At 70.0% G+C, this 1,424-nt stretch carries 2 protein-coding genes; both read right to left on the bottom strand.

Annotation, left to right across the window (positions count from 1 at the left end; translation table 11 throughout):
- On the bottom strand, positions 1-214 hold a 214-nt coding region (locus ACODT0_RS42295; protein WP_489044036.1), incomplete at its 3' end, for an acyltransferase family protein.
- 23 nt (positions 215-237) lie between these two features.
- The coding region (locus ACODT0_RS42290) for an acyltransferase family protein (RefSeq protein ID WP_489044035.1) at positions 238-1,424 on the bottom strand (1,187 nt) is incomplete at its 5' end.

Genomic DNA, 1,424 nt, shown 5'->3' with positions numbered 1-1,424 from the left:
GCACGCGCCGTGCGTAGAAGTCGCGGTAGCTGAAGTCGCCCGCGGCCTGGCTTTGGAGAATGATGGTCGTGATCAGGAAGCCCGAGATCACGAAGAAGATGTCCACCCCCACGAAGCCACCGGGCAGCGCCTTCGGGAAGGCGTGGTACGCCACCACCGAGGCCACGGCCACGGCGCGCAGGCCATCGATGTCGGGGCGGTACTTGGGATGCATCGCTGCGCCTTTCGGCAGTCCTTTCAATTGCCCGCGCGCGGCGGCGCGGGTGCGAGAAACGCCGTGTCGACGTAGCTCGCGTGGTCACGGATGTAGGCCGGACGCAGATGGTTGTTGTCGAGATAGGCCGGTCCGCCGTCGGGCATGGTGCGCAGGCACCGGCCCTCGCGGCACAGGCGACCGGCCGCGTCGATCGGCTCGGCACCGCTCGCCGCCGCGATCGCCAGCAGCCGCTCGTTCAGCCGGGCCTGCCCGGGTGGCTGTGCCGCCGTGCCGGCCATCGCCAGCACGCTCAGCGTGCCCAGGCGGCTGCCCGAGATCATGCGGCCCGGCTCGAAATCGCTGCCCATCGGGTTGTCCAGCAGCAGGTAGACCTTCTTGTGGCGCGCGAGTTCGCCCAGCAGCTTCTGCAACGATGCCAGCGCCGGCTCGATGCCGGGCCCGCCGTCGTTGATCGGCAGCGCCGAAGTGCCGTCCTCGAACACGTAAGGCATGTAGAAGTTGCCGGTGAAGTAGCAGTTCCAGCAGGCACCGACCACCACGGCGTCGATCTTCGGATCGAAGGCCGCCTCGAGCATCTGCGCGCGCCGCGGCGCGCAGCCCGAATTGATCGGCACCATCATGCCCGGCACCGGCGCGCAGGCCGGGTATTCGAAGAAGTAGGTGGTGGACATGGTCTCGGGCGAACGCTGCGCCAGTGCGCGCGCGCGCGGCGCGTACTGCGAGATGTGGCTGTCGCCGATCACGAGCACCTTGCGCGCGCCCTCGCCCGCGCGGCGCACGAAGTTGCCGTCGAGCGTCTCGGAGGCGAGCCCCGCGTAGTACTCGCCGTCCGAGGAGGCATTGCTCAGCGTCTGCAGCATCGGGTCGTCGTGCCGCGGCGCGGGCAGGCCCAGTTGCACCGCGACCGCCACGGCGATCACCGCGATGGCGCTGCCGCCCAGCACGCGCAGCATAGCGGGTCCCGTGCGCACCCGGACCGCGCGTTCCACCGTGCGGTAGGTGAGCCAGGCCAGCGCCACGCTGGCCGCGACCATCGCGGCGCTCAGGGCCGCCGACGGCGCCGCGCCCTGCACGATGCGCGCATAGGACAACAGCGGCCAATGCCACAGGTACAGCGGATAGCTGATCAGCCCGATGCCCACCATCAGCGGGTTCGACAGCAGGTACCGATTGAGCACCCCCTGCGGCCCCGCCGCGATGCAGCTCG

It is taken from the genome of Variovorax sp. FG153 (assembly GCF_057809595.1).
Note: the sequence above shows the minus strand (reverse complement) of the source record. Positions and strands in the feature narration are given on the sequence as shown.